The organism is Pseudomonas sp. S3_G06, assembly GCF_054667565.1.
Genome location: NZ_CP162738.1, coordinates 1,855,193 through 1,881,158 on the forward strand (window position 1 = coordinate 1,855,193; position 25,966 = coordinate 1,881,158).

General features: G+C 59.7%; 20 protein-coding genes and 1 tRNA gene. 6 read left to right on the top strand and 15 right to left on the bottom strand.

Features of this window, described 5'->3' with window-relative positions; translation table 11 throughout:
• Positions 1 to 99: 99 nt before the first annotated feature.
• The 13 genes from AB4N47_RS08490 to tssB form a co-directional block, all read right to left on the bottom strand.
• Complete coding sequence (locus AB4N47_RS08490) at positions 100 to 3,366, bottom strand: T6SS effector BTH_I2691 family protein (RefSeq protein ID WP_341637331.1); 3,267 nt, start codon at positions 3,364 to 3,366, stop codon at positions 100 to 102.
• Entirely contained in the window at positions 3,363 to 4,301 is a 939-nt protein-coding gene (locus AB4N47_RS08495; protein WP_341637332.1) for a hypothetical protein, read from the bottom strand. The genes AB4N47_RS08490 and AB4N47_RS08495 overlap by 4 nt, the downstream gene beginning before the upstream one ends.
• Positions 4,298 to 6,328: a type VI secretion system Vgr family protein gene (locus AB4N47_RS08500; protein ID WP_341637333.1), complete on the bottom strand. Its 2,031-nt coding sequence runs from the start codon at positions 6,326 to 6,328 to the stop codon at positions 4,298 to 4,300. Before AB4N47_RS08500 ends, AB4N47_RS08495 begins: the two co-directional genes overlap by 4 nt.
• Positions 6,329 to 6,353: 25 nt before the next feature.
• On the bottom strand, positions 6,354 to 6,611 hold the full coding sequence (locus AB4N47_RS08505) for a PAAR domain-containing protein (protein ID WP_341637334.1): 258 nt from the start codon (positions 6,609 to 6,611) through the stop codon (positions 6,354 to 6,356).
• 70 nt (positions 6,612 to 6,681) lie between these two features.
• Positions 6,682 to 7,194: an Hcp family type VI secretion system effector gene (locus AB4N47_RS08510; RefSeq protein ID WP_341637335.1), complete on the bottom strand. Its 513-nt coding sequence runs from the start codon at positions 7,192 to 7,194 to the stop codon at positions 6,682 to 6,684.
• A gap of 101 nt (positions 7,195 to 7,295) precedes the next feature.
• Positions 7,296 to 8,144, bottom strand: coding sequence for a type IVB secretion system protein IcmH/DotU (icmH, locus tag AB4N47_RS08515; protein ID WP_341637336.1), 849 nt, complete (start codon positions 8,142 to 8,144; stop codon positions 7,296 to 7,298).
• Positions 8,137 to 9,483, bottom strand: a complete 1,347-nt coding sequence (gene tssK / locus AB4N47_RS08520; protein WP_341637337.1) for a type VI secretion system baseplate subunit TssK — start codon at positions 9,481 to 9,483, stop codon at positions 8,137 to 8,139. The genes icmH and tssK overlap by 8 nt, the downstream gene beginning before the upstream one ends.
• 37 nt (positions 9,484 to 9,520) lie before the next feature.
• On the bottom strand, positions 9,521 to 10,870 hold the full coding sequence (gene tssJ / locus AB4N47_RS08525) for a type VI secretion system lipoprotein TssJ (protein WP_341637338.1): 1,350 nt from the start codon (positions 10,868 to 10,870) through the stop codon (positions 9,521 to 9,523).
• Positions 10,867 to 11,889 (bottom strand): type VI secretion system baseplate subunit TssG, encoded by a 1,023-nt coding sequence (gene tssG / locus AB4N47_RS08530; RefSeq protein WP_341637339.1) that lies wholly within the window; start codon positions 11,887 to 11,889, stop codon positions 10,867 to 10,869. Before tssG ends, tssJ begins: the two co-directional genes overlap by 4 nt.
• On the bottom strand, positions 11,853 to 13,619 hold the full coding sequence (tssF, locus tag AB4N47_RS08535) for a type VI secretion system baseplate subunit TssF (protein WP_281896372.1): 1,767 nt from the start codon (positions 13,617 to 13,619) through the stop codon (positions 11,853 to 11,855). Before tssF ends, tssG begins: the two co-directional genes overlap by 37 nt.
• A 7-nt stretch (positions 13,620 to 13,626) precedes the next feature.
• Positions 13,627 to 14,040: a type VI secretion system baseplate subunit TssE gene (tssE, locus tag AB4N47_RS08540; protein WP_130899894.1), complete on the bottom strand. Its 414-nt coding sequence runs from the start codon at positions 14,038 to 14,040 to the stop codon at positions 13,627 to 13,629.
• Positions 14,041 to 15,513: a type VI secretion system contractile sheath large subunit gene (tssC, locus tag AB4N47_RS08545; protein ID WP_122611401.1), complete on the bottom strand. Its 1,473-nt coding sequence runs from the start codon at positions 15,511 to 15,513 to the stop codon at positions 14,041 to 14,043.
• Between the two features lie 38 nt (positions 15,514 to 15,551).
• Entirely contained in the window at positions 15,552 to 16,055 is a 504-nt protein-coding gene (tssB, locus tag AB4N47_RS08550) for a type VI secretion system contractile sheath small subunit (RefSeq protein ID WP_341637340.1), read from the bottom strand.
• 337 nt (positions 16,056 to 16,392) lie between these two features.
• Here tssB and vasI point away from each other — a divergent pair, with 337 nt between their 5' ends.
• The 5 genes from vasI to AB4N47_RS08575 all read left to right on the top strand — a co-directional run bounded on the left by vasI (position 16,393) and on the right by AB4N47_RS08575 (position 23,726).
• Positions 16,393 to 17,055: a type VI secretion system-associated protein VasI gene (gene vasI / locus AB4N47_RS08555; protein WP_341637341.1), complete on the top strand. Its 663-nt coding sequence runs from the start codon at positions 16,393 to 16,395 to the stop codon at positions 17,053 to 17,055.
• Complete coding sequence (tssA, locus tag AB4N47_RS08560) at positions 17,043 to 18,479, top strand: type VI secretion system protein TssA (protein WP_341637342.1); 1,437 nt, start codon at positions 17,043 to 17,045, stop codon at positions 18,477 to 18,479. The genes vasI and tssA overlap by 13 nt, the downstream gene beginning before the upstream one ends.
• A 9-nt stretch (positions 18,480 to 18,488) precedes the next feature.
• Entirely contained in the window at positions 18,489 to 22,097 is a 3,609-nt protein-coding gene (gene tssM, locus AB4N47_RS08565) for a type VI secretion system membrane subunit TssM (protein WP_341637343.1), read from the top strand.
• 198 nt (positions 22,098 to 22,295) lie between these two features.
• Complete coding sequence (locus AB4N47_RS08570; RefSeq protein ID WP_341637344.1) at positions 22,296 to 22,604, top strand: hypothetical protein; 309 nt, start codon at positions 22,296 to 22,298, stop codon at positions 22,602 to 22,604.
• A 96-nt stretch (positions 22,605 to 22,700) separates the two neighbouring features.
• The gene (locus AB4N47_RS08575) at positions 22,701 to 23,726 is read left to right on the top strand and encodes a GlxA family transcriptional regulator (protein WP_071172615.1); all 1,026 of its coding nucleotides are present in this window, start codon (positions 22,701 to 22,703) and stop codon (positions 23,724 to 23,726) included.
• A gap of 106 nt (positions 23,727 to 23,832) precedes the next feature.
• Here AB4N47_RS08575 and AB4N47_RS08580 read toward each other — a convergent pair whose 3' ends face one another.
• Together AB4N47_RS08580 and AB4N47_RS08585 are read right to left on the bottom strand one after the other, a co-directional pair.
• Positions 23,833 to 24,357 (bottom strand): hypothetical protein, encoded by a 525-nt coding sequence (locus AB4N47_RS08580; protein WP_341637345.1) that lies wholly within the window; start codon positions 24,355 to 24,357, stop codon positions 23,833 to 23,835.
• Positions 24,358 to 24,456: 99 nt separating this feature from the next.
• The gene (locus tag AB4N47_RS08585; protein ID WP_341637346.1) at positions 24,457 to 25,491 is read right to left on the bottom strand and encodes an alpha/beta fold hydrolase; all 1,035 of its coding nucleotides are present in this window, start codon (positions 25,489 to 25,491) and stop codon (positions 24,457 to 24,459) included.
• 307 nt (positions 25,492 to 25,798) lie between these two features.
• On the opposite strand from AB4N47_RS08585, the gene AB4N47_RS08590 reads away from it, so the two are divergent.
• Positions 25,799 to 25,873: transfer RNA gene (locus AB4N47_RS08590), tRNA-Gln, on the top strand.
• Positions 25,874 to 25,966: the final 93 nt, after the last annotated feature.

Consider the following 25,966-nt stretch of genomic DNA (forward strand, 5'->3'; position numbering starts at 1 on the left):
CTTGGGGGCAGATCCGGCATTGGCAAATCGCGCTTCCAGCCTGGGGCGGGGGGATCGAGTAAAGGTTTGGTGAAAAACATCAAGTGAACTCTGGAAAGATTAAAGGTTGGAGTACGTTGTAAGAGTCAGTGCTGCATAACCTTCGGTGACGGTGCGATCTGGCCAGTAGGTCAACGACAGGATTGCCCCTTCGACTCGTTGGGAACGTTCCAAAGACTTGAATACGAGGGCGCCCGAAATGTCCAAGACCTGTAGGGCGCTGTTGTTGGGTGACATGGCGCTGCGAGTTTTGACGGTCGGCGTGCCGGCCTCCGCCTGATAATGTATTTTTCGGGCGGGTTCGGTCGTGCCGTTCGCTGTCAATGGCGCGGGAGGAGCAATCAGGTTGCCGCTCGCGGCTACTTCGCCGATACCCTCAGTGTATGGATTGTCGCCCTCGCGCAGGAGGCGCAGGGTCCATTGATAATTCGAATGTTCTGGATGAAAGCAGGGTAATACCAGGCGATATTCCAGCCTCTCTTCCTGAGCGAGGGTGCCTGCGCCGCCGGTCGAACCGCCCCGGTGGTGGCTCTCGCCGGCGATCAAACGCAGACGAAAGCGAACATCGGCTTCGACGCCAAAAGTTGCTGCGTTGAGTTCGGCGACGGCAATCGAGGCGTGTTCGGGCTGATTCCAGTGAATCTTTGGCGTTTCGTCGGCGTAACCGAAGATGCAGCGCCTGGCCCATGTTTCCAGTGGTGTGGATTCCTGCCGTTGAGCCCACTTTTGCAGGGAAAACGCTACGATGCCTAGGACTATCGCAACGCCTAACGGCCCCATAAGAGCCAGTGATGTCGTTGATGCGGCAAAGATGCCTGCGCCAGCTGCGAGTGCATACAAAACTCCCGATAATGCATATCCTCCTGCTGCTGATTTATCTCCTTGCTTCCAAGTTCTACTAGCCGCCATCCCAGCCTGCGTCGCATCAAACAAACCGGTCACAGCTCCAATCACGGCTCCCGCTCTGGCAATTATCTGGCCAGCCCGATATGTAGCCTTGGCGGAAGCTGTCACCCGAGCAGGCAAGCCTGCCGCATGCTGAATTCTCCCCGCGCCTGCTTCAAGTGCGATTCCTATCACTTCCATGCCGGCAGCCAGTACCCCCAGCGTCGCGCCATACAGCGCCAGTCTGGCTTCAGGAGCCTTGTCGCCCAGCGCTCGCTCGGCTTCTTCAAAGTTTTTCTTCATGGAGTCGTTGAGCAGATAAAACCCGCCCAACGCCAGCAACAGCTGACCGCTGCCGGCAACTCCCCGTAGCCCAGTGAACCCCGCACGCACCCAGTTGGCTGCTACCGTTGTTGACACCATGAGCCCGCGTAACGTCGCCCGGGCCTTCGGGTCCAGGCTGCCAACGCCTACCGCTGCTTCCTGCAGTAAATGCTGGGCGCTGGCTCCCGCGTGGCCAACGCCTTGCTCGGTATTGCGCATCAGGTCGAGTCGCAGATCGTCGGCTTCGCCCTCCACCCAAACCGTCAGGGTGATCAGTTGATTAGCCACTTTGGGATCCAGCACGGCCATGCTGAGAAGCCCTGTCCTGATCAGCGGGACGACTTTCCTTTGCACCTTTTGGAACTTGTGGTTCACCTTGTCCACGTTGGCTTTTGCGCTTTTTTCGCCCAAACGGATAGCTTCGGACGCCCGACTTTGCGCTTTGCGCAAGTATTCGGACAGCAACGCGTAGTACTCGCTGAACTTCATTTGAATCTTGAGTTCGGTGAGGTGGACGCCGTTGTACAACAGCTGGCTTGCACTGTTGAGTCGAGAAACTACACGACTGACGCCGGGCCCGAGTCTCGGTTGGAGTCGTGCGCTGGCGGCGTTGAGTGCGCCGAGGAGTTGGGCCATGGCGGTCTGGATACGCGGCTGGACATAGCGGTTGAATTCATCGCTGGTCAGCGCCTTGGACACTGCCGAGTAAAGCTTTTCACTGTCGTTCCAGTCGGCGTCGCCGGTCACGCTGAAACTGGGTAACAAGCCCGCCAGCAGCGATTCGTCCCGCCTCAATATCGCGCGATAGACCGGGCTCTGCGGATTTTTCAGCCACTCGAGCCAAAGCTTCGCTGTCGGGTCTTTATCCGTAAAAGGCGCTTTTTCATTGGCGCTGTTTTGGTTGACCAGCGGTGCTTCGCTGATGCCGCCGCGCAGGCACATCGTCATGGTCAGACTGTAGGCCACTCCTGACGTGAAATCAGCGCCATCATAGTCATGCTCCTCAATGTGCTTGAACGGCGCGCCATGGCAGAGCTCTGCGTATTGCCTGCCGCACCAATCGATGTAGTGTTGGTAGTTTGCCAACTCGCGCTGATAGTCTTCTTCAAACGAGGCGCGATCGGCTTCGCTGTAGCGCTTTTCCAGTGACGCATTGTATTTCCGGACTTTTTCTTCGATGGCGCGTCGACGCTCCACCTCCGGGTCGCCAAAGGTCGGGGCCGCATCGCCCGTCATGGGAGCAAATGAGGCGGTCTGCTGGTCGGCCCAGATCGGGTGCATTTGGCGAATCGCCAGTAGCAGATCTGACGTTTGGCGCTTGTAGGTCCTCATCGGGTCTTCAATGTATCGCTGACGCGCCTCAATCCAGCCGTTACGCAAGTAGTTGTACTGTTGAATCAGGCCCACCGTGTCGTCCAGCACCAGAGCGAGTACACCTTGCTGCAACCCTTGCTGGTCAATCGTTTGGCGCAAGTAATTCTTTAGTGCACCCAACCGTGTTACGCGGCTGTGAAACCCATGGACCTTATCCAGGTCTCCGACAGCCTGATGACGCTGGTATTCATGAACTTGCTGATCCACGCGAGGCTCCGTCGCTGTCATCAGCAACGCGTTCTCTACGCCGTCGGGGGCGTCCAGAGCAGTTCGCAGGTCGAGTTTTCGGAAGCGTCCCGAAGCAGCGCTGTTTTTATAAGCGTCGAGAACGCTGCGAGGCCACGGATCACTGGCAAAGGCCAGCCACGCATGGGTGTACTTACGGATATCGATGTTGAGAAAGGACGCTGGAGCGTCGTGGCCCGCCGAGGTACAGGCATCGCACAATGGAGTCTCATTGGCCTCGGGAGGTGCGTCGGGATTGAACTGACGTAGATAACCATCGGGGGTCACTTGATAGGCTTGCCAGGTCTGCTGATCAAGTAGTACGTACAAATAGCCCGCGCGTAATGTACGCAGGCCCATGCGCGAATTGGACATCGCACCGGTGTCTTCGCTAGCTCGCGGTACCAGAGCCTTTCGCAGCGGGAGGATTGGTAATCCTTGCCGGTTGCAGGCGTTGCATTGGTCCGAAGGAAGGCATGTTTCTACTACGGTAATCTCAAGCTGCGAACTCAGGGTCATTGATGTGCTCCTGCAAAGGTCAAATCCGACACGATCCTTTGCCAGGACTGGTCATTCAATTCGGCAAAAAGTTTTGCGAGTGAGGTGCCATTCTCGATTGCCCGCTCTATGACCAGGCCTATATCTGTGTGTGTATGGAGGCTCGAATGCAGCATCAGACGGTGTAATGCCAAGGCCACAATGTCGTGCTGGTTTTTCAGCCCCAAATGGCGAGCGTCACGTATCTGTTTATATGCCTGAGCAGCGGCTTGATGAGGAAGCAAGGTAGGGCCTTTCCAGCGAGCAGGAGCGTAAGTAAGCGGAAGGCTGACAGCGCGACGCCAAGCGCCGAGCAGTGAGGACACCAGTGCGGCATCCTGTTGTACTGAGCTGGTGAATGCCGAGAATTCAACGCTCGTATCCGGCTGGCCAATCAAGCGACTGCTGGCGCCACTGCTTGTGGGGACGAGCCACTGATGGATCGGCCACCAGTTTCCTGTCTCCCCAACTTTCAACGTTGCGACCAGCAATTCCAGGCGTAACGGCTCATACACCGGAAAGAATTTTGTGCCCACCGAGATTGGTAGATAACCGAGTTTTATCAGGTGACTGCTGACCGTCGTGGCTTTTGCGGTACTGCTGAGCCATCCACATACATAGCGTCTTGAGCGACGTTCATCTTCTTTGGCACGCAGTGCCGACAACGACAATAAGTACCCTGAGGGTTCGGCACCAGCCGCGGCTAGAGTCACCAGCACCGGGCATGCTTGCGGTGTATGGGCCAAATCTGGGCGGCGCAGTTTAGTTACTGCATCGCTGCCTAATGATTGGCACAGAGCGTCGATATGCAATGGGTCGTCTTCGGCGCAGTCCGCCAATGGATCAAGCAACAGATACAACGACGCATTGGCGGCGTGCTGCTCCTTCGCGAAGGCCTGGATAATAGTTGGAGTCATTTTATTTTCTCCACGCAAGTGTGTCCCGCCTCGGGCTCCAGTTGCAGAGAAAAAGGTTGCCCGCCGCCCGACGCCGTTGCCGACACTGGCCCTTGGATTGTGATGGCTAAGCCGTTGAGGTGAATGCCTTGAGCATCGAGAGTGATACTGCCCCCTGGGCCTTTGAAGACGACTTTCTCACTGGCCTGCAAGCTATAAACGGTCGTAGCGCACTTAAACCCCTGACCTGCCTGAATGCTATGCAACCCCTTGATGGTGTGCTCGCTATCACCGCCAACTTCGATATAGCGGTTGGCGCATGTGGACTCGTATCGGTCATTGCCCACGGCATCCCACCGATCGCGTCCAATGAAAACCTTATAGTCACGGCCGACGTCCAGATTGCGATTCTGGCCTATGGCGTGAATTTGATCATTACCGATCACAACATGCTCATCGTTCCCAATCTCTTCTTTACGATCATTGCCAACAAAGACCCTATTGTCGTTTTTGACATGAACGTTCTTATCCCTCTCCGCATGAATAAACACCTCCTGCTGCCCCAACTCATCCTCAAACCGCAGCTCATTGAAACCTGCCCCCTTATGAGTGCGGCTTTTGATGGTCATGCGGGTTTTGTGTTTCGGTAATTCATACGGCGGCAGGTTGGTTTGCCGATATGCACGCCCGGTCGCAATTGGCTGGTCGGGGTCGCCGTCGAGATAGCTGATGATCAGTTCCTGCCCGACTCGCGGTATCGCCATCGCACCCCAGGTCGCGCCTGCCCAGCCTTGAGCCACACGAATCCAGCACGAACTCTGATCGTTGTTTTTATCCGAACGATCCCACGGAAACTGCACCTTGACCCGGCCCCATTCATCGCAATAGATCTCCTCGCCCGGCGGACCGACCACCGTGGCGATTTGCGGACCGTCGATGCACGGTTTGTCACGCGGTGAGGCTTTCCAGTCCGAGGTCCAGCGGATGGCGCTAGCCTTCATTTCATAGAGCGTGCCGTGGACGCTGCCGAACGATTCCTCCTCCAGGCTCGTGTGTTGTTTGCCTTCGTGGTTGATGGCGATGGTGCGCCAGCGATCGTTGAAGTCCTCGCGCGGGTGGTCGCTGAGATCGAACGCCAACCCCGGTTGCAGGCGGGCGTCATCACCTTCCAGATGCGCGAGTTTGGCGTCGTTGCGCAGCGCTGCCAGCCGGGTTTTGGTAAAGGGTTTACCGGCGATGTCGCGCTTGTAGCGGCCGGGATAGTCGTAGCGTTCGTAATTCTTGTGCTGGTTGTTCAGGTCCTGGTCGCCAGTGGCGGTGTGCTGCTGGTTGTAGCGCGGGTGGGTGAAGGTGTAGTCGCGCTGCACCTGGCGTGCGGTGCGCACTTGTTCGGTGTAGTGGAAGCGGGTCAGTGCCGGTTCGATGGAATCGCCGCCGGCCATCGGTTGGTAGAGCACCGGGCAGTCTTTATGGGTGCCGATGCTGCCGAGTCCGCCGACGCGGTCGGTCAGGATCAGGGTGTGGCCGTCGGTGCGGTGTTCGAAGGTGTAGAGCAAGCCTTCCTCGGCAGCGAGGCGGGCGATGAAATCGAGGTCGGTTTCGCCGGCCTGTACGCAGTATTCGCGGGGTTGGTGGTTGAAGCAGATCTCGCTGCGGATGTCGGTCATCTTCTGCTCGGCCAACACGCTGGTAATGATGTCGGGCACGGTCTGGGCCTGGAAGATGCGCCAGTTGGAGCGCAGATCGAAACGCTTCAGGGTCGGTTCGATCACGGCGCTGTAGCGGGTGCGACGAAAACCGGTGTCGCCCTGCGTGAACAGGCTGACCAGACCGTGGACGTAGCGCACCGCGGTTTCGCCGCGCCAGATGGTGAACAGCCCCGCGAGGTCGAGTACGCGGTTGAAGTCGATGGCGGCGTTGTGGCTGGCCAGTTCCAGAGTGAGTTTGAATGGCTGGGACAGGCTTTCCTCGAGGGTGAACGAGACCACCTCGAACGGATCGCCCTTCAAGGGCTCAAAGGTGAAACGCAGGTCGCTTTGGCGGGGCATGGGGCCTCCTTGTCGGGTGTGAATGTCAGTCGATCAGCCAACTGCGATCACCGTTTTCCAGTTCACCGTCGTGGTCGGTGCTGTCACCGACCCGGGCGACCGGTTGTCCGTCTACGATCATTGAGGGCGAGCCGCTGGTGATCACGGCGCCACATCCGAGGGTGTCGCCAACACGAGCGACGGCGCGACCGTTGATGGTCGTGTTGCTCGTACCGCTGTCGACGGTGGTGGGGCCACACAACGGGCAATCATGGTCATGTCCGACCAGAACGACGGCGGGCATACAACCTCCTGAAAATTATCGGGGCACTGAACATTCCGCCGCCGGTGCGACGGAATGTGGCGGTTAGCGATTAAGCCGGCTTGCGCCAGTCATCCGAAGCTTCGGTACCGGCCACCACATGACTCCAGCTGACCTTGCGATACGCCAGGCTGGTCTTGATCAGTTGGGTGTAGTTGGAGTTGTCGCTGTCCTGGGCGTGGGGCAACACGGTGTGGATGTCGACGACGGTGGCCTCTTCCAGTTTGGTGGTGAAGAAGTGCTCCTGTTTGCCATCGGTGGAGGTACGGAACCACTTCACTTCAACAGTTGGCAGCATTTCGCCGGTGGCCAGGGCCTGGTAAAGCAACGGCGAGGCTTTGTTCAGTGCGCTGGTGAAGGTCAGTGGTTTATGCACGCGCTGTCCGGTGGGTTGGCCGCTTTGTGGGTCAGTTGGGGCACCGATCTGATGGTCGATTTCCTGAGCGAGGATTTCGTCCTCGTGGCCCTCCACGAAGACGTTGCCCACCGAGTCAGCGGTGAAAGCGCCCTTGGTGATGTGGCCCTGGTTTTTGCCGTGGATGCTGATGTACGCGGGTGTTGGCATGACAAGCTCCTTGTCGCGATGATTTAACGACCCTGAAGTCGTGGGTTTTGGCCCAAGAGGCCATGGCTTCGCAGCGCTCGGGATGAGCACGCTAAAATCGGTTACAGGCTGAGAATCCGTTCCAGTGACACCAGCACTTCCTCAGTGATGGCATTCAGTCGGATCGTGTAGATCGTGTAGGCAACCGTCAGCACGACGGCGGCCATGGCCCAAGGCGTCCACAACGGCCATGTCCGCTTGATCCGGTAGTTGCGTGGCGCGACGTTTTTCAGCGGATCGGTCAGGCGCGCGGGCGTCTCGCCACGCAGTGGGCGCAGCAAGCCATGCAGTTGTTCGATGATCTTCTGTATTTCGTCATCGCCCTTGGCATGGGCGCCGTATTTGCCCTTGAGGCCGGAGATCAGGCACTGGTACATGAACTCCAGCACGTGCTGGTACCGGGCTGCTTCGGGGATCATGTTGTTCATGACGGTGAAGAATTTTTCGCCGCCCTGGGTTTCCCCGTGGAACTGACTGAGCAACGAGCGTGCGCTCCAACTCGAGAGCCGACCCCAAGTGGTGCGCATGACCACTTCGTCAATCAACAGGCACAGGCTGTAGGAATAGGCCTTGAGCATGCCGGCGTCGTAGTCGAGCTGGCTGACTTCTTCCATGATTGTGGTGATCTGGTTGCTGACGCTCAGGTACAGCGCGGGCACGTTGTCGTGCTGGCCCAGACGGCGCAGGCGGATCACCAGGCCGATCAGTGGCGTGGCGGCATCGCACAGCGGGTTCCAGGCCACGCCGCGCAAGTCGAATTCGGGGTCTGCGAGCAGTGGTTCGGGTTTTGGTGGGGGCTCCGTGGTCGCGAGCAATTGTGAGTTGTCACGGATGTGCCGTTGAAACTCATTAACTACTGGGGGCAAGGGCTGTAATTCTGGAACGGTGGTGCTGTCAGTCATTTCACACATCTCTCTCACTCCTGATCGCCCAGAACTGCAACTCCAGCGCCGGGAATTCGCCGGCAATGTGAAAACCGAACCCGCTGCCGCTACTCAGGCTTTGCCAGGCCGGGTGATGGCGGTCGAGTTCGAAGTAGCTGAAGCCGGCATGGAACGGCAGATGGCGCGGCGCCACCGGCAGCGGCCGCAGGGGAATGCCCGGCAGTTGCAGGCTGACCAGTTGCTCCAGGCCTTCGGTGGAGCTGATCTTGATCTGCTTGGGCAGTTGCTGACGCAGGGTCTCGGCGGGCAGTTCGGCGCGCACGGCGAGGATGAATTCGGCGTTCTCCAGCAGGCGCTTGTCGTTCAAGGCGGCGCTGCGCACGCCGTATTGCTGATCGATGATTGGCAGCGACACCGCACGTGGTTGCAGCACCGTGCCCAAGGCGCGACGCAAGGTGTGTTCGAGTATCTGGAACGACTGGCGCAGGTTTTCGTGCTGATAGGCCGGATATTCCTGCGGCAGGTGGCCCTCGTCGGTAAAGGTCACCAGTTCGCCGCAGGCTTGAGCCAAGGCGATGTACAACTGTTCCGGATGAACCTGACGTTGGCGGGCCAGGTGCTGGAACAGCGGGAACAACCGATTGAGGGTTTGCAGCAGGTTGAAGTCGCTGACGTCAGCCACCCCCGACTGCCCCGGTGAGCCGATACGCTGGGCCAGATTCTTGGCCCGCTCGCGCATCAACCCGGTCACTTCACCCAGGTAGCGATGCAACGCCGGCACCGCTTGCAGTGACAGACTGGTGGGGTAGAAGTGCTCGTCCATCACCAGGCTGCCGTCCGGGCGCTTGTCTTTGATTCTGCCGATGGCGATGCCGGTGAAAGCACTGCGGTCGCTGCGTTCGAGCATCAGTTGCAGGTTGGGTACGGCCAGGTCCATACCGACCTGATCGCCGTCATGGCTGTGGGTGTCGCGGATTTCCTCGCGCAGGGCGATATAGCGACTGTTGCCGTACTGGTCGGGCCAGCGTATTTCGAGGGCGCCGTTGGAGCGCAGCGGCAGGGCCAGATAGACGATCTGGCCGACCGCGCTGCTGTCAGCGATCTCCAGCGGGGAGGGCGGTGCCAGATCATGAGGAATGTCGAAGACGCTGCCATCGGGCATGATTCCACACGCCTGGTTAATCGCGACCTTGCCGAAGCTCAAGTACTCGGTGTTAAGCGTCAGCTCGCTGAAGCCGTAAAGGGCGTCGTTGAGGCTGTGCAGGCGCTGATGCACGGCGGCTTCGGCGGCGCGGGCCTGTTGCTGGAAGTGCTGGGGTTTGACGAACAAACCCTCATGCCAGATGACGGGGTTGCGTGAACTCATCGGTGGTTACTCGGGGCAAAAGCGGCTGAAAAAGGCGTCATCGGGTTTCTGCCTTGAGGCTGACCTGGGTGGCATCCAACTGCACCAGGACGGCGTACTGGCGGCCTTTTGGCTCGACGCGCAGGCGCTGTTTCCACTGGCCGACATCGGTGCTGTGGTAGTTGGCGATCACTGCGATAAAGCGCGTGTCTCCATCCAGTGCGCGAAGGTCGATGAACTTGAATTGGCCGGGGTTGAGCAGGTAGTCATCGGCGCGGATGTAGGTGCTGCCCAAAGTCTTTTTCAGGTCTTCGGCCATGGCCTGAGGGCTGGCGTTGACCAGCAGCGAGTCGTCGGTCAACTGCAAGACCTTGAAGGCGATCGGCGTGGCGACATGTTGCAGCGCCGGGTTGCCCCACGGCGTGGTCAGGCGAACGCCTTGGTCGTCGTAGTCACCCAGCAGCGCTTCGTCGATAGGCGACATTGACACCACGGGTTCTGGTTCCGAGGTCAGCGGTGACTGGGCCGGCACGCTTTCGTAAAGGTGATTGAGCAAGGTTTGGACTTTATCCGTCAGCGCCTGCGGGCTGGTGGCCTGCACGTTGAGAGTGTAAGGGGAATGGATCGAGTCCTCGTCCGGTGCCGTGCCGGTGCTGATCAGCCGTGGATTGACATTGTCGCTGGCGTACAGGCTCAGGGAGTAACGGCTGGGCTGGTCGTCTGGACCACCAACCGGGATCGACGGCGTCCAGATCACTTGGCCGATTTTGCCGAGCATGGTGCAGCCGCCGAGGGCGAGGCAGGCCAGCAACAAGGTGCCCAAACGCAGGTTGCTGAACAGGCTGACGCTGCGTTTGTGTGCAGGCGCGCCAATATCCGCCAGCACTTCGGGTAGCGGCGCCTTATCCATCGCTAGCAGCGGATCACCTTGCTCCGCCAAATCCACCGGCCGGCAAAGGCGTTCGAATTCAGGGCAAGTGCCAGTTCGCCTATCCGCCGCTGGCCGACTCGGCAGGTCTCCTTGGTGCCACACGTGCATGCCCTCAGGATGGTCGCCGAGCAGCTCATCGAGCGAATGCTGCCCCGGGGCGTGCTCGCCCAACTGCACCGCGACCTGATACGCACCAATCTGCAACCGATCACCGTCGTTGAGGCTTATCGCAACATGGCGCTCAAGCGGCAGATCGTGACCGTTGACGTAGGTTCTTCCGCTGCGGTCAATCACACAAAAGCGCCCCTCGACGACGCGGATGTCGCAGTGGTTGGGGCGTACGCTGTTGTGGCGATCTTCCAGGCGCCAGTCCACCGCGGCACTGCCGATGCTGCCGCCCTGTGGGCCAAACCGATGAAGGGGCAAATACCCGTGCAGCAACTGCGCAGGATTGTTGATAACCAGCGTCAATTTCATGCGCGCCCCCGAATCCGCACCACGGCGGGATGGCGTTGTTCTTGATGTTCGATAAAGCTGGTCCAGCCCAGGTGGGTGCCGCTGGCGCGTTGCAGGTTGAACGGCGGTACATCTTCCTCACGCAGCCCCAGTTCCAGGTCGTAGGCGGTGGCATCGCGCAGCAGAAATTCCATCAACTGGCGCAAACGCCCGAACTGCTCGCCGCTGGGTAAAAACTGCCGAAAACGGGCTTGGGTCAGGTTGGGAATCACCAGGGTGAACTTGCTGGCGCGGGTTTTGCTGCGGTCACCCACCACAAAATCGCTGCCCAAGGTGCCGTTGGCCTTGCCCAACACCAGGCGCTGGCGCTGCGGCAAATTCACCCAGCGCGCCTCGAACTCACGGATGTAAACGCCGTGCAGATCAAAGCTGTGCTCGACGATGCCGGACACCATCGAAGGTGAACGGCTGCGACTGGCGATCAAGCCGGCGAAGCTCAGCAGGCGGCCCCAAGGCAACGGCGTAGCGCCGCGCAGGTCGTTGTCGTTCAATCCGATCAGGGAAAATACATATCGCGAAAACCGGTCACTGCCTCCGGCCTGAAAACGGATGTAGTAGCGGTACTTGCGCCAACTCATGTGCAGTAGGGTCAGCAAGCGATGATTGAAAAAATCCATGAATGCCGGACGAATCCCGCGCTCCTGGGCCTGCTCATAGGCCAGGCGATCCAGGTAATAGCCGGGCAGTGGCGAGTCGGTACCGTGCAGGCCAAAGAAACTGGTCTGCAAGCGATAGCGCACTTCTTCGCGGTCCTCCTCAAGGCGCGCCGCCTCGACCACGTCGGAAGCCGGAAAGCCCAACCCCGCATGGCTTTGCAGGCGCACCCGGCGGCGCACCGCCGCACTCATCGGCTGCGCTTCCAGGTCGTCGCCATGCAAGGCGTGCAGATGCTCCAGCAGACGATGGAACGAATAGTTCCGCGCGTCGGCCAGCAGCACATCGGCTAGATCACGGGTTGTCTGCCGGTCAACAGTGGCCATTCGTAGCGCTCGTTGTTAGTGGTATTGATCACTTCCAGGCGATGGAAGGAATTGATGCTCGCGTACAGGGCGAAGAAGTGCGAAAGCACGCTGCCGAACAGGTACAGCTCGCCCTCGCAAAGGAAGGCGTCCTGGTTCAGTTGCAGACGGGTCTGCACGCCACGTACCGGCTGGCCCTTCATCAGCCAGTCGATGGGGGTGGTCACGGCATTCTGGATACCGTTGAGGCGCTTGCGCGTGGCGCGGGCCTGTTGCAGGTCGTGCAGGGCGGCGAAGTCATAAGCGCGGATGACTGCCTTGAGCGGCTCGGCCGACAGCAACGACAGATAGTTCAGCGACAGGTTGGAAATCAGCGTCCAGTGAAGGCTGCTATCCAGCACTGGCCGGTAGCTTCGAGTCGGTGCGATCAGGTTGGTGTAAGTGGCAAACGACGGCGTCACCTCGGTGGACACCGATACATCCCCCACGCCCAGCAACTGCGGCAAATCTCGATTGCTGCAGGTCAACTCGATGGATGCCGCTTCATGCTCGCCGATGTACAGGCTTTCATCGCCGCGCACGAAAGCGATGCGATGACGCAAGCCTTCACTCCCGTGGGACTCTTCGATATGCGTGCGGAAGTACAGCACAGTGCGGCCCCGCGCATGTTCGATCTCATGCTGGAAAGACTCGAACGGAGTAAAGCGTCGCAACGGATCGCCCTTGCGCTCCTTGTCGGCGGCATCCCAACCGGCCACCTTGTCGACGCTGAAAATCTCGTAGGCTTCGGGGCGGTTACCGCTGGGGCTGATACGCCGTTCCAGGCTGCGTCCATCCAGCGCAATCGGATCGGCATCGTGACGGAACAGGTTGACCGCCGGCGCGCAGTACAGGTGCAGGTCACTGGTGCGCAGACGAATATCAGGCGGCATGGGCCGGCTGAACTGAAACTCGAATCGCAGGGTGTTGGCGCTCATCTCCGGCCAGACGCGTGCCAGCTGGGTCAGGCTGAAAAAGTGAAAACGCTGCGGGAACACGAAGTACTCCTGCAGGATCCGGTAGCCATCGAACACATTGCGCGGGTAGGGCAGCAGCGCCTCTTCGGGGGTGAAACCGGGACAGCCGATAACCTTGGCTGGCAGGCGATAGCTTTGCTTATCGATGTGCAACGTGACGCTGTCCAGGTAATGGGCGAGCCACAGGTACAACGTCAGCGCCGTGGCGTTATCGCCGCCCAGATGAAAATCCAGCTGATCGCAGGCCATGCTGGTCAGCGGTTGCTCGGTCAACACCTTGAGGTCGATGCGCATCACTGAGGCTTCGCGGCTGTGGGCATCGCTGACTTCCTGCAACGCCAATGGGTACAGGCTGACGTCGGTGCAGGTACGAAACTGGCAGGAGATGCCATCCACCTGTTTGGCAAACAGTGGCGTGCCTTTGGGGATCACCTGGCGCTGGCTGATCGCATCCGGTAACGGTGTAAAACGGATGATGGTCGCGCTCGGCAGGGGCCGCAGGTAGTTGGGCCAGAGCATCTGTAACAGCGGGTGAGTCAGCTCCGGCAAATCGTCGTCGATCTTCATCCCCAGTTTGGCAGTGAGGAAGGCAAAGCCTTCCAGCAGCCGCTCCACGTCCGGATCGCCGGCCTGATCACCGAGAAATTGCGCCAGTTGCGGGTTGTCCTCGGCAAACTCGCGGCCGAGTTCGCGCAGGTAGCGCAGCTCCTCGGCAAAGCGTTGTTTCAAGTCCATTGCATCCTCATCGCACGCGGGTGTAGCCGTCGCGGCCGTGCATGGCCACCTCGATCTGCACCTGTTCTTCCTTGTGGTTGACCTGCACCTGGCAATCCAGGCGAAAGTTCAGCTCCAGCGGCAAGTCCGGGTCGGGCTGAAAGCGCACACCCGTGACCTTGATGCGCGGTTCAAAGGCTTCCACCGAACGCCGGATATCGGCGCTGATCGCTACCACCAGATCACTGCTGGCCTGGGTGACGCCGTTGAAATCGCGCAGGCCCAGTTCAGGGCTGCTTTGCGAGCAGCCCTGGCGTGAGTTGAGCACCTGTTCGAGGTGGCGTTTGATCGCTTCGACACGCTGGCGCGCCTGTTCATCCACGCTGCCAGGGCGGTAGCGCGGTGCGTCGGGTTCCAGGCGTTCAAACAGGCTGGCGCCCATTTACTGGGTGTCCAGCCGACCGACCAGTGAGATCTCGAAGTTGGCGCCCATGTACTTGAAGTGCGGGCGAACGGCCAGCGACACCTGGTACCAGCCTGGATTGCCTTCCACGTCCTGCACCACGACTTTTGCGGCGCGCAAGGGGCGACGGCTGCGCACGTCGGAGGAAGGGTTTTCCTGGTCGGCGATGTACTGCTTGAGCCAGTCGTTCAGCTCGCGCTCCAGATCCTGGCGTTCCTTCCAGCTGCCGATCTGTTCGCGTTGCAGCACCTTGATGTAGTGGGCCAGGCGATTGACGATGAACAGGTACGGCAACTGGGTGCCGAGCTTGTAGTTGGTCTGGGCTTGCTGGCCTTCGCGGGTCTTGGGGAAGTTCTTCGGTTTTTGTACCGAGTTGGCGGAGAAAAACGCCGCGTTGTCGCTGTCCTTGCGCATGGTCAACGGGATAAACCCGGCTTCGGCCAGCTCGAATTCCTTGCGGTCGGAGATCAGCACTTCGGTAGGAATCTTGGCCTGCAATTGGCCGAGGGATTCGTACAGGTGCACCGGTAAATCATCCACCGCGCCGCCGGATTGCGGGCCGATGATGTTCGGGCACCAGCGGTAGCGGGCGAAGCTGTCGGTGATGCGCGAAGCCATCAGGAACGCGGTGTTGCCCCACAGGTAATTGTCGTGGTTGCCGTCGACGGTTTCGTCATAGCCAAAGCTGCGCGTCGAGTTGTCTTCAATGCTGTAGGGCGGGCGCAGCAGGAAACGCGGCAGGGTCAGGGCCAGGTGGCGCGCGTCCTCGGATTCACGCAGACCCCGCCACTTGTTGTGGCGCGGCCCTTCGAAAATATCGCTGACTTCCTTGAGGTCGGGCAGACCCTGGAAGCCTTCCAGGTTGAACAGCTCGGGGCCCGCAGCCGAGACAAACGGTGCATGGGACATGGCGCCGATGGAGGCCACATAGCTGAGCAACTTGATGTCCGGCGAGCTGGGACCAAAGGTGTAGTTGCCGACAATGGCGCCAACCGGCTCACCACCGAACTGGCCATAGCCGGCGGTGTAGACGTGCTTGTACAAGCCGCTGCGGGTGATGTCGCCGGCGTTGTCGAAGTCGTCTAGCAGTTCCTCTTTGGTGACGTGCAGCATTTCCAGCTTGATGTTCTCGCGAAAGTCCGTGCGATCCACCAGCAGCTTCAGTCCACGCCAGGCCGATTCCAGTTGCTGGAACTGCGGCTGATGCAGGATCACGTCCATCTGTTTGCTGACGGCGCGGTCGATCTCGGCAATCATCTGGTCGACCCGGTGCTTGTTGACCGGCTGCTGGTGATCGCCGCTTTGCAGGATTTCGCTGATGAACGCGGCCACGCCTTGGCGAGCTACCGCGTAGCCTTCCTGAGACGGGCGCATAGTGGTGTTGGCCAGCAGCTGATCAAGCAGCGACGGCTGTTCGTCAGCCACCAGGATTTGTGCGGCGGCGCTTTCCATAGGCATGGGGGAGTACTCCGTTGAGAAGGGCGTTCCAGTCAGTTGTTTGGCGCGTCCAGAACCAGGTTCAGTTCACTGGCCAGGCGTAGACGGGCGTTTTCATCGGTCAGCAGGTTCTGCAGGTGTTTGCGAAAGGCCGGGACATTGCCCAAGGGACCTTTGAGTGCAACCAGGGCTTCACGCAATTCCAGCAACTTGTTCAATTCAGGAACTTGCCGTGCGACGGCATCGGGACCGAAGTCATTGATGTTTTTGAATTGGAGTTGCACAGTCAGGTCAGTATCGATTTCGTTGTTCAGAACAGACGGAATCGCCATATCCAGAGCAACTGCAGCGTTGTTCAGTACTTCGTTGAATGTGTCTTTGTCTATTCGAACCGATTGCCGGTCTTCAATGGCGGTTAACTCGCCGTGACCTTTGAAGTCGCCGGTAATCAATAGCTTCAGGGGCAGCTCTACTTCTGCTTGTTGATCGCCCGTAGCCGGGACGTACTTGATGTTGACGCGTTCTTTGGGCGCGACAGATCCATGGGTTTTCGGCATGGGAAAAATCCTTTTTCGTAAAGTCGGTGTATTAGAAACAGCTGTTGCAGGATTTGTCTTGTAGGACGAGAGGGACGCGTTTCGTGGGTTTTGGATGTAGGAAAAAAGAATCGTGATGAATGCTTCTAGATTTCCTACAGCTGTCATGGAAGTGTCTGAGGGATGCCTCTTTTTATGCAGGGTTTGACAGTGTCTTGCTCGTCTTCTACTTGCCTATCTGCTGAGCGCAGGCGACGCTTTGCAAGTTAATTAATTTAACTTTCACTGCGAGCCACGTTAGTTCGAAAGTTGAAAAATATCCGGTTTGGATGCGACGAGGCATATTCAGGAGGCGTTGATGGGCAACGGATGGCGAGGTTGGAAATGGGCGCTCTGCCTGTCGGTTGTGGCAGTAATGGAGGCGCAGGCAGCGAACCGGGATTGCCCTGCCATCGTCTCGCCCCTGAAGCGTCTGGAGTGTTTTGATCTGGCTGCCGGCACGCCCATTCATCAGGCACCTACGACGCCGCGTGCCTTGGGCCGGGTATTGCCGATTGTCGATCTGGTCCAGCGCAATGAAGCCAAGCGTCCGACTGAGGATCAGCGTTTCTTGTTGTCGTCCTTCCCCGAGCCGGACGACGACCAGCAACACCGGCTGGTGATCTCAGCCCCGGCATTGGGCGCGTTGCCGCCTCGACCTCTGCTGGCCATCAGTTGTGAATCGAAAATCTCGCGCCTGCAATTAGTGCTGGATGAGCCGGCCAAACCCAACAAGATTCGCATCCAGCTGTTCAAGGATGAGCGCCCGATTGCCGACGCCTATCAATGGCAGGTGCTGGATGATGCCGGCCTGGTGGTCGATGCCGGACGTGGCCTGCAAGCTATCTCGTTGCTGCGCAACATGGGCGGCGGCCAGCGTCTGCGACTGGAGAGCGACTATCCGCGGCTGCACGGCCTGGTCTTTGACGCTGAAGGGCTGGGTGAGCTGATCGAACAGGAGCGCCAGGCATGTCGCTGGTAATCGACGTGCCGGCGGACACCGTCAAGTTGCTGCTGACCCCCATCGACCCCGAACAGCCCGCCGGGGATTTCGATGTAGAGGACGAAACCTACCAGGCCATCGACCAGGAGATGGTCAAGCTCGGCGGCCTGCGCGAGGGCGATATCGACTGGGCGTATATCGACGAAGCCTCTCGCCAGTACCTGGCGACCCAGTGCAAGCAGTGGCGCATCGTCGCTCATCTGCAAGTGGTGTGGCTGCGGACTCGGCAATGGGCGCGCTGGGCAGATGCCCTGGGTTTGTTGGCCGGCATGGTCGAGTTGTATTGGGACAGTGCCCACCCCAAGCCCGGCCCCACCGGCTACCTCAACAAACGCAAGCAAGTGCAGCGTCTGTTGGGCGAGCTGGGGCAGGTGTTGCCGACCCTGGAACGCAGCAGTTTTGAACCAGCCTGCCAAGCCGCAGCGGAACTGGCCCTGGCCAATCTGCAACGCTGTGTCGAAAGCGCCAGGTTCGACCCGGCCCCGTTGGACGCCTTGCAACGCCAGTTGGACAAATACAGCGAGCCCGTCGTTGCCACTGAGCCCACCCGTGCGGCCACCTCCGGCAGTGTGCTGGAGTCAGCCTTTTTTACCAGCCCCAAACCACAAGCGCCGAGCAATGAGCGCGAACAACGCCGCGCTGTGTTGAACATGGCCGAGCAGATCAACCAGCAAGATGCCTACGACCCCACCGGCTACCAACTGCGACGCTTCGGCCTGTGGTCGCATTTGCGTACTGCGCCCCCCGTCACCCGCGACCGTCGCACCGAATTGACTGCTGTGCCCAAGGATATCGTCGACGGCTATCAGGACGCGCTGAACCACACCGCCATTGAGCCGAACCTGCTGCTGCGCATCGAAAAAAGCGTCTGCGCTTCGCCGTACTGGCTACGTGGCAGTTACTTGGCTGCCCACGTTGCCTCGCGCTTGGCGATGGAAGAGGTGGCGGCCGCCATTCGCCAGACCTGCGAGCGGTTTGTCTGCCGTTTGCCGGCGCTGCTGGAGTTGTGCTTCAGCGACGGCACGCCGTTCGTAGATGCGCAGACCCAGGCCTGGATCAGCGGCGCCGATCAGGCGCAAATCACCGGCACCCCGATACAGGAATACGCCGGCCTGCGCGACGAATTGGCCACTCAGCTCAATACCGAAGGCGTGGAAGTGGTGCTGCTGCGCCTGCAGGAACTGCACGCCACCCAAGATGCCCCGCGCCAGCGCAGCTACGCCACGGTGATCGCAGCCGACCTGCTGGCATCGCGTGGGCTGTCGTGGTTGGCGGACGATTTGTACGCCAGTGTTGCGCGGTTGATGCGCGAGACCACGGCGCAGGGGTGGGAGCCGGAGTTGTACCGGAAAGTGGTGCAACCCATCGACGACAGTCATTTGATCAAAGCGGTTAAGGAGTAGGAGCGATTTATGGGGATGGTCTGGGGTTACCTCAAACGCTGGGGCCTGCCGGTGCTGCGTCAGTTCAACCAGGCGGTGCCGGTATTGGTGCTGCTGGGCGTGGTATTTTTGTTGATCGCCATCTGGTGGCTGGGCCCGCAGTGGACCTGGCGCGAGCGTCAGCCGCTGGGTGAACTGGCGATGCGTGTCTCGGCCAGTGTCGTGGTGCTGGTGGTGCCGCTGCTGATCTGGGCGTGGCGGGTGCGCAATCGTTACCAGCGTCTGCAGGTTGAACGCCAACATGAGGCGGCGGTGCAGGCCGATCCTTGCCTGCCTTATATCGAGGCGCAGGAGCGGGCGCTGGATCGGAGCCTGGGCAACCTGCTGAACAACATGGAGCGCCGCCGTTCGCTGTATCAGCTGCCGTGGTATCTGGTGCTAGGCGAAGAAAATGCCGGCAAGACCAGCCTGATCACGCGTTCCAACCAGAGCTTCGCCTTGTCCCATGTGACCAAGGCTGGGGTCAGGGTTCATCAGGAAGAGCAACTGGCCTATCCGGTGGATTGGTGGATTGGCGACGAAGCAGTTTTGATTGACCCGCCGGGTGAGTTCCTCAGTCACTCGGATTCACCGACTGAAGACATCGAGCAGCAGGGCAAGGTCAAACCGGTACTGCCCGCCGGCACCCACCCGCGCCTATGGCGACACTTGCTCGACTGGCTGACGCGCAACCGCAGCCGGCGGGCATTGAACGGCGTGGTGCTGGTGATCGATGTACAGGCCCTGTTGACGCAGCGACCCGAACAACGCAAGGCCCACGCCAACCTGCTGCGCACCCGGCTGTTTGAACTGACGCGGCAGTTGGGTACGCGCTTACCGGTGTACGTCACGCTGAGCAAGTTCGACCTGCTGGAAGGCTTTGAAGAATTCTTCGCCCGGTTGTCGCGCAGCGGGCGCGAAGATCTGCTGGGTTTCACCTTCAGTCTGGACGCGGTGGATGATTTTGATGCCTGGCTGGCGGAACTGACGCGCCAATATCAAACCTTTGTCGCCTGCCTGACCGAGCAGGTTTTCAACAGTACCAGGGACTCGCGCACATTGGATGAGCGTGATTGCTTGCAGGCGCTGATGCATCAGATGGCGGGCTTGCGCCCGGCACTGTTCGGCTTCCTCAGCGAAATGCTCGGCAGCGATCGTTTCACCACGCCGGCACTGGTGCGCGGGCTGTATTTTTCCTCGGTGCTGCAGCAGGGCACCTTGAGCAACGTTTTCGTCAAAGAAGCGGGACAAGCCTATCAACTGCCACCACCGCCACCCGAGGTCAAACCTGTCGGTGGTACAGCGATCTACTTTGCCCAGCAACTGTTCCAGCGTGTGATCTACCCCGAAGCAGGTCTGGCGGGTGACAACATCAAGGTGGCCCGCAGCAAACGGCGGCTGCTGATCGCCGGGTTCAGTGTCGCGTCACTGGGGTGTCTGGTGATCATCGGGACCTGGCAGTTGTATTTCAACGTCAACCGTGACAAGGCGGTCAGCGTCTTGGCGAAGAGTCAGGAATTCAGCGGTCGGGATATCGACGCCAAGGTGGATATCACCGGCCGTAACCTGCTGGTGCCGTTGGACCAGATTCGGGATGCGGTGCTGGTGTACGGCGACTACCGCGAGGCCTGGCCGTTGCTGTCGGATATGGGGATGTATCAGGGCAGGGCAATCGGCCCGACGGTGGATGAGGCCTATCTCAATCTGCTGTCCAAACGCTTCCTGCCAGCGATTGCCAGCGGTGTACTAAACGTCATCGACACCGCGCCAGCCGGCAGCAATCAGCAACTGGCGGCCTTGCGCGTCTACCGCATGCTCGAAGAGCGGCAAAATCGTCGACCGGCCATTGTCCAAGAGTGGGTTGCCAAACGGTGGCAGCGTGCCTATCCAGGTCAGGGCCAGTTGCAGGCCGACTTGATGGGCCACCTGCGCTACGCGTTGAAATACGCCGACGCCAACCTGCCGCACTATCGTGAACGCATTGCCCAGGTGCAGCAGCAACTGCGCCAGTTGCCCATGGCCGAACGGGTCTATATGAGCCTGAAACAGGATGCCCTGGAGCGTTTGCATCGCCCGCTGGACCTGCGCAACGAGGTCGGCCCGGCGTTCGACATCGTCTACCGCCCGCTCAACTCTGATCAGGAGGGCAGCCGCCTGCAGTTACCGCCGCTGCTTACCGCCAAGGGCTTCAGGAGCTACTTCGAGCCCGGCACAGCGGACATTATCGAACTGGCCATGATCGACCAGTGGGTACTCGGCGAGCGCCAACGCCTGGACTACTCCGACGAAGACCGTAAAGTGCTGACCCAACGCATCCGCGCCCTCTACAGTGCCGACTACATCGACAGTTGGCGACGGGCGCTGAATCAGTTCGCGGTCACCGACTTCGATGACCTCAGTCACGGCGTGGCGGTACTGGAACAAGTCACCGGCCCGGCCGCTCCATTGCGGCGTTTGCTGGAAACCTTGCACGACAACAGCGTGATCTACCCGGCCGTGCCCTTGGCTGAAGGGCAAGCGCCGCTCAAGCTGGACAAGATGCCAGAGGGGCAACAACAGGCAGCAGGAATTCGGCGCGCATTCTCCAGTCTTTCAGAACTCATCACCGCACGAGGCGAGCAGCCGTCTTACTACGAAGAAACCCTGCGCTCGGTCAGTGCAGTCTACGACTATGCCAAAACCGTGCACGACAACCCCGACCCCGGCAAGGCAGCGCTGAAAACCGTACTCAACCGCTTCTCCCTGGACGGTGCTGACCCGATTGCCAATTTGCAACGCGTCGCGGTGGGCCTGCCTGAGCCGCTGAACCAGCACGTCAAAAAACTCGCTGATCAGACTTCACAGGTACTGGTGATTGCCGCCCTGCGCGAATTGGAAAAACGCTGGGACAGCGAGATTTACAGCTTCTACCGCGAGCGCCTGGCGAACCGTTACCCGTTCAAAGCCAGTGGTGAGGACGCTTCGCTGGAAGACTTCGAAGCCTTCTTCGGCCCTCAGGGTCGCCTGCAGCAATTCCACGATCAGTACTTGAACGTGTTCCTCAAAGACAACCTCGACGCCCTGTATTCCGACAGCCTCGGCGGCTATCTGGTGCGCAGCGACGTGCTTGAACAACTGAAAAAAGCCGAGCGCATCCGCGACACCTTCTTCAACCATCGCGGCCACCTGGCCGTACAACTGACCATCGAACCCCTGGCCCTGAGCGCCACCCGCCTGAGCAGCATGCTCAGCGTCGACGGCCAGCTGATCCCCTACCAGCACGGCGCGCCGCAACGCACCGGACTGGTCTGGCCCAACAGCCTTGGCAACAGCAATGGCAGCCAACTGACCCTGGTGCACAGCACCGGCAACACCGCCAGCCTGAGCTACCGCGGGCCGTGGTCGTTGTTTCGGCTGCTCAGTCGCGGGCACCTCAATGGCCGAACCGACACCAGCGTCGACCTGACCTTTTCAGTCGCTGATGGGTTGATGCGTTATCGGATTGGCGCGCAGAAGGCCAACAACCCGATTACTCAGCGCAGTTTTGAAGGGTTTGTGTTGCCCAGGACGTTGTTGGAAGAAAAGCGGGGAGTGCGCAGTGATCATGTTACACAGCGGTAGGTTTCCCAGCTCTGGTTCGTTGCATGGAAGGTTGTCAAAGACGCCGCCAGTCTGGCCAGCCACCAATACTACAATTGCGTGAAAGCAGCAGCGACGATTCCGGGAAAGATCAGACGTTACCTGGAAAGGGTCAAACGGGAGTCTATCGAACTCAGGTCCTGGAGCCGACCGGAGCAGCAACCGGCAGCGACATTGGGCATGTTGTTTGACGAGGTATTCGGCATTGACGAAGACACCAGCGGCGTTGCTGCGACCTTGCGCATTGCCCGTGCCACCGGTCAGGCAAATGCAGATGAAGTTGACGCCCAATTGTGCGCGCCGATACGGGACTTGATGATCGATGCGTTGGCGCTGGATGCCGGCACTTCAGTGATGCTTCGTTTCGCCGAGTTGATCCGTGCCGGTTATGACGTTGGTTGTGCGGTAGAGGAAATCGGCGATTCTCTGCAACGTGAGCATGCGGACGATCATTCCACGCAATCTTCGAGTGCTGGTCAACAGTCGTAAATGCGCGTGCCGTACCCTGCGTAACCAGTCATCAACCTCGAGCGTGATTGACTCTTGCGCAGAACCGGCCAACTATCGCTCGCATAACAACGACCGATGGACCCGACCTTGATTGAACGACGTCAATTCAGCGGTGGCATGAAGGGCAAGAACCTTCGCTATCTGAATGAACAGAACCCCGATAACACCGGAGTGACCCGCACCGGTTTCCTCTTGCTCGAACATTTCTCGCTGCCAGCTTTTACCCAGGCGCTGGACACGGTAGTCACCACCAACCTGTTGCGCCCGGGACTGTTTTCGTCGCGCACCTTCGGTCTGGGCGATGGCGAGGTGATCAGCGATCTGGGCCTGGTCATCCGCCCCGATGCGCGCCTGGATTCTGCTGCGCTTAACGAGCTGGATCTGCTGGTAGTGTGCGGCGGTTATCGCACCGAACTGCGCGCCAGCGACGAATTCATCGGCTTGCTCAAGTCGGCAGCGGAGCGGGGCGTGAGCCTGGCGGGATTGTGGAATGGTTCGTGGTTTCTCGGCCGCGCCGGTTTGCTCGACGGCTATCGCTGCTCGATCCACCCGGAACATCGCCCGGCACTGACCGAAATCGCCAAGAGCACCCACGTCAGCAGCGAACCCTATGTGATCGACCGCGACCGCCTTACCGCGTCGAGCCCGTCCGGGGCCTTCCACATGGCGCTGGACTGGATCAAGGGCTTGCACGGCAAGGCGTTGGTCGAGGGCATCGAAGACATCCTCGCCTTCGAAGAGTCGCGCTACCGGCGCATCAAACCCGATGAAAACATCTGCGTCAGCGCGCCGTTGCGGGAAGTGATCAAGCTGATGGACGCCAACCTCGAAGAACCGCTGGAGCTGGAACAACTGGCGGTCTACGCCGGCCGCTCACGGCGCCAGCTCGAGCGCTTGTTCAAGGAACAACTGGGCACCACGCCGCAGCGCTATTACCTGGAACTGCGCATCACCGAAGCACGGCGCCTGCTGCAACACACCGAGCTGTCGCAGGTGGAAGTGCTGGTGGCGTGTGGTTTTGTGTCACCGAGCCATTTCAGCAAGTGCTATAGCTCGTACTTCGGTTATAGGCCCTCGAAGGAGAAGCGGCTGGTTAAATAGGACCAGCCGTTAATCACGCTGACTCCGGTCAATAACGAAGCGTGAAAAAAGGGCGCCTTGTCGGGCGCCCTTTTTATTTATGCTTGCGTGCTTGATCTACAGCCGATCAGCGGGATGTCTTTGTGTTCGACGTTGCGGCGTTGCTCAATCCTTTCGAATTGTGCTCCCCAGGGGTTGAGGTAGAGATGGCAGCAGCTTTGGTCACGCCGCGCGTATCTCGGGACTGGGCGATGCCCGAAGTTATTGAGCCGTGCCCGCTAACGTCATTGCGAACGCTGCCGTAGTGATTGCCGCTTTCACCGCGGTCGCGGACAGCCTTGCCTGCATGATCACTGCTGAGTCCATTGCCTCGGCCGTTGCTGTTGGCGCTGCCGTGATCCGATCCGCTGTGACCACCGCCTGTGCCGCCACCGTGGCCACCGCCGTTCCCGCCGCCCCCGCCATTTCCACCGCCGCCGCCATTACCGCCGCCGCCATTACCGCCACCGCCGCCGCCACCATTACCACCGCCACCGCCATCCTTTGCATGGGCAGAATTCATGATGGACAGATCAGCAGGGAGGAGTGGGGCGGCTGCGAGCATCATGGCGCAGGACATGACAGCAACGAGACTCTTGTTTTTTAAAAGCATGATAGCTTCCGTAGGGGGGTTAATATCGCATCAGTTCAGACGTGATCGGCCCTATGTAGTTCAAGTCCTGCGACAGACGGAACGGCAGCCAGGCTGCGCCTATAAGCCATCCGCATCAATCACCGCTTGCGCAAACGCCTTCGGATCCTCCTGCGGCAAATTATGCCCAACCCCACCCTCGATCAACCGGAACTGATATTTCCCGGTAAAGCGCTTCGCGTAGTCCTCCGGTGCCGGGTGCGGCGCTCCATTGGCATCACCTTCCAGCGTAATCGTTGGCACGCTGATCGACGGGGCAGTCGCAAGCTTCTCTTCCAGCGCGGCATATTTCGCCTCGCCCTGCACCAGGCCCAGCCGCCAGCGGTAGTTGAATACGGTGATCTCGACGTGATCGGGGTTCTGCAATGCCTTGGCGCTGCGGTCGAAGGTGGCGTCGTCGAATTTCCATTGCGGCGACGCCAGTTGCCAGATCAGTTTGGCGAAGTCGTGGGTATTCTTTTCATAGCCGGCGCGGCCGCGTTCGGTGGCGAAGTAGAATTGGTACCACCACTGCAATTCGGCTTTCGGCGGCAGTGGATTCTGCCCGGCGGCCTGATTGCCGATCAGGTAGCCGCTGACCGCCACCAGCGCCTTGACGCGCTCTGGCCACAGCGCTGCGACGATGCCCGCTGAACGCGCGCCCCAGTCGTAGCCGCCAAGCACTGCTTGCTTGATCTTCAGCGCATCCATGAAGTCGATGATGTCGCTGGCCAAGGCCGCCGGTTGGCCGTTGCGCAGAGTGGCTTTGGACAGGAATTGCGTGTCGCCATAACCCCGTGCATACGGCATCAGCACGCGGTAACCCTTGGCCGCGAGCAGTGGCGCGACTTCGTCGTAGCTGTGAATGTCGTAGGGCCAGCCGTGCAGCAGAATCACCACCGGGCCATCGGCAGGTCCGGTTTCGGCGTAGGCCACGTCGAGCAAGCCAGCCTTGATGTGCTTCAGCGGGCCGAAAGGAGAGGGCGCGGAATAGCTGACGGCGGCCGGTGCAGTGGTTTGCGCCTGAGCGCTGCCGACGGCGCCGAGCAATGACAGCGCCAAGACCGACAAACCAAGTGCGGCTTTGATTTTAGAGGTATGCAGAGCCTGTTTCATGCTGACGTCTCCTTTGCGGGCCTGTAGCCAAGGGGCTGGATGAACCCTTGAAACCTTGGGTGCATTGAAGCGTAGCGACGTATCCGTTGTGTGTCCCCGGACGGCAGTTTTGCAAGGGCGTGTATGGCGGCGGGGCGCGTACACAGTGTGATACACAGAGGCGAAACCCATTGTTTTCGCGCGAAAATAATAAGTCGCTGTTTTAAAACAAAAAATATTTCATCTCGGGCTTCCCAAACGAAATGAATGTTGTTAAATTGCGCCCCGTTCTCACAGCGATCCTAACGGAGCCGCTGGCCAGAGCTACAGGGGCGTCGCCAAGCGGTAAGGCAGCAGGTTTTGATCCTGCCATGCGTTGGTTCGAATCCAGCCGCCCCTGCCATCTACGAAAAAACGCCAACTTCGCAAGAAGTTGGCGTTTTTTTATGCCTGCGATCTAACGCGCTTGAGCCAACCGGGGCGTGCGCGATGCCGA